At 53.6% G+C, this 3,083-nt stretch carries 3 protein-coding genes; 2 read left to right on the forward strand and 1 reads right to left on the reverse strand.

Features of this window, described 5'->3' with window-relative positions; all coding sequences use genetic code 11:
* Positions 1-31 precede the first annotated feature (31 nt).
* A complete protein-coding gene (locus tag BP727_RS05940) occupies positions 32-763 on the forward strand; it encodes a fumarylacetoacetate hydrolase family protein (protein WP_286857849.1) in 732 nt (243 codons plus the stop codon).
* A gap of 56 nt (positions 764-819) precedes the next feature.
* On the opposite strand, the gene BP727_RS05945 is transcribed toward BP727_RS05940, so the two are convergent.
* Positions 820-2,118: an erythromycin esterase family protein gene (locus BP727_RS05945; RefSeq protein ID WP_276620358.1), complete on the reverse strand. Its 1,299-nt coding sequence runs from the start codon at positions 2,116-2,118 to the stop codon at positions 820-822.
* A gap of 245 nt (positions 2,119-2,363) precedes the next feature.
* On the opposite strand from BP727_RS05945, the gene BP727_RS05950 reads away from it, so the two are divergent.
* Positions 2,364-3,083: alkaline phosphatase (locus BP727_RS05950; RefSeq protein ID WP_286857852.1), on the forward strand; the 720-nt coding region annotated here is incomplete at its 3' end.

Genomic DNA, 3,083 nt, shown 5'->3' on the forward strand with positions numbered 1-3,083 from the left:
GAAAGGCGATGAAGAAAGGGGATGAAAGAGGATGATTGTCAGATTCAAGAAGGACGGCCTCGTCCGGGGCGGCTCGTACAGCATTGAGCATGGAATAGTATCGGGAGGAGAGATAATTCCTCTGGAGGATGCAGAGCTGCTCATACCCTGTCAGCCATCAAAGATAATCTGCGTGGGCCTGAACTATGTGGAGCACGCCCGGGAATTAAAGATGAAGCTGCCCGAGGAGCCCATCATCTTTCTTAAGCCTCCTACTGCCGCCCTGAGCCCCGGGGGCGAGATCATATATCCTCCCTCCAGCCGGCAGGTGGACTATGAAGGGGAACTAGCGGTGGTGATAGGAAAGAGGGGCAGGAATATCCCGGCAGATGAGGCGGAAGGTCATATCCTGGGATACACCTGCTTTAACGATGTTACTGCTCGCGATCTGCAGCAAAGAGATACTCAATGGACCCGGGCCAAGAGCTTTGATACCTTTGCTCCCTTCGGCCCATGGATTGCGTCGATTGATCCCTCTGGCGTTGACATCGAGACCCGGGTGAACGGCGAGACCGTGCAAAAGTCCAATACCTCGGACCTGATATTCGGCGTTCCCAAGCTCATCGAGTTCATAAGCGGCATCATGACTCTGCAGCCGGGAGATGTGATAGCCACTGGAACGCCGCCGGGAGTGGGACAGCTGCATCGGGGCGATCTGGTGGAGGTGGAGATCGAGGGGATAGGCGTTCTCAAGAACTCTGTGGTGGCTGCCGACAGGAGCTGAAGGGATCGTTTAACTGCCAGCATTGTCCAATTTTTTATCCTTCCCGGCGCAAACGCTCATGCCGTCGAGTCTAGAACCGCCAGCCAGTCGAAGTCGGTGAAGCTCTCTGGCCCCAGGGGAAAGTAGGTGGGATTCTTTGCGCTTCCGGATCGGCGCGGAAGAGAGGCGATCTCATCTGCAGGAAGCCCCTGGCCTTTGCAGGTGGGGATGAGCCGTGCCGGACCAGGTGCAGCAGTCAGTCGTGCCTCCAGGGTGCTCTCCTCAGGCTTGCCTATCCCATTGGAGCTTGATACGCCCACTGCGGTTCCTATGACCGCATAGCCCGAACCCATGATCTGATCCAGGTGAGAGCCTGCCGGCCACCAGGAATAAAGGTCATCTGTGTATTGCCATTCAGCCCGACCCCGTTGCAGATGACGGTTGTGAGCGAAGGCCATCACCCTTCCCCTCTGGCTGCCCTCCCGGGACGTTATATACGCCAGGTTTTCCGCCATCATGGCATCACGAATGCCAAGGAGCCTGCTTGTTCGGTCGAGTGAGTTTCCGGCAAGCTCGGCATGATAGCTAAGCTGTTGCCGGGCAAGGGCTGCATAATGCACTGCCTCCTGATAGCGAGCTGGATCGCTTCCGGCCACCAGCTCGGGGCGGCGAACGAGCAGCTCCTCATAGAGGTCCTCCACTTCCGCGCGCAGCGCGATCGCATTGGGAGAGCGGCCAATGGATTTTGCCGGATCGATCAGAGAATCCGGATTATCCCAATCGGATTCCTGGCCCAGGAAGGGTTCGATCCTCTGGCGATGCTCCTCTCCTTGAACCGGGTCGATTGTGCCGAGGAAGTCCAGGACGAAGTATATCAGCTGCTTTGGACTGTCGCTGGCCAACATCTCCGTGGGGCTGTCAAAGCCGTAGAAATGGAGCTTGTGGACATGAGACGGATCCGAATTGTACTCTCTCATCCACTCCACCAACTCTCGATTGGCATCAAGGCGGCCAAAGCCGTGGCTGAAGCCCAACTCCAGGATATCATCGAATGAATCCGGGCCCTGGCCGGCGATATACTGGTCCACCAGCCGCCCGCGGGGAAAGCTGCTCTCAATGGCCATGGCCACGAAGCCATGATTCTCCACCAGGCGAATGAAAAGCCGGTTGCGCAAGAGGAGGATGTCGCTCTTCCCATGGAGGGCTTCTCCAAAGCCCAGGAGCCTCACTGTGTCCCCTATTCTGGCCATAGCCCTATCTATGGCATCGTTCAATTCGGTTGAATCGAGAGAGAATGGGATCGCCTGGGCCAAGATCCAATCTTCCAGGGTGGAATATCCGGGCTCAAAGCCGCCTTTGCGAGATAAGCTATCCATTTGCATGAACCTCTGGCATCTCAAAGCTGCACATTGATATCATAAAAGGATTTCATGGAGGCCCGATTTAATTAATTAATGACTTGGAGTGCCTTGAAAAATAGAGTAATATCTGATTGTGGTGGATAAGTAATCTATATACCGCTTTTTTTTGAATAATTAGATAAACCGTATCATGCAATATGTATATTCTATTTTGATTAAAATCATATATTCGGATGGTAATCCTCAAAGGAGGTAACGAAATGAATACCAAATCATCTCCGGCAAAGCTCTTCTTGGCTATTGCCATAATCTGCAGCTCAATTCAATTGGGTGTGGCAGATGATGCATCGCATGAGACATCGGCAAAGAATGTAATTCTCCTTATCGGAGACGGGATGGGGTTTCCTCAATTGACGCTGGCCAGGATCGATAGGGCAGGGGGAAATGTCAACCAGTACGGCTCAGTCGAGCTTTTCATGGACGGAATGGAGCAGACAGGGATGGTCAAGACATCCAGCGCGAACTCACTGGTAACCGATTCTGCTCCTGCATCTTCGGCTATGGCAACCGGTGAAAAGACGAACAATGGTGTTATCAGCCAAAATTCCGCCGCCATCCAGGGAAAGAGGGATGGAGAGAACCTGACCACCATTCTGGAGATGGCGGAGGAAAGCGGCCTCTCCACCGGGCTTATCACCACCACCAGGATAACTCATGCTACACCAGCCGCCTTCTACGCTCATGTGGATAACAGGGATAACGAGAGCGAGATAGCAGATCAGCTTTTGGCCAGCGGCGTTGAGGTGATTTTGGGAGGAGGTCTGCAGTACTTCACAGGAGAGAATGATACGGATCCCCTGGGCAATTATGGAAAGAGAGGCGACGAGAGAGACCTTCTCAATGAATTCGAGTCGCAGGGTTATGCTCTGGTCTATAATGGATCGAGCTTCCAGAAGGTAGATTCCAACACCACAGATAGG

Origin of the sequence: Methanosaeta sp. UBA356 (assembly GCF_002496465.1) — an archaeon.
GTDB classification, from domain to species: domain Archaea; phylum Halobacteriota; class Methanosarcinia; order Methanotrichales; family Methanotrichaceae; genus Methanothrix; species Methanothrix soehngenii.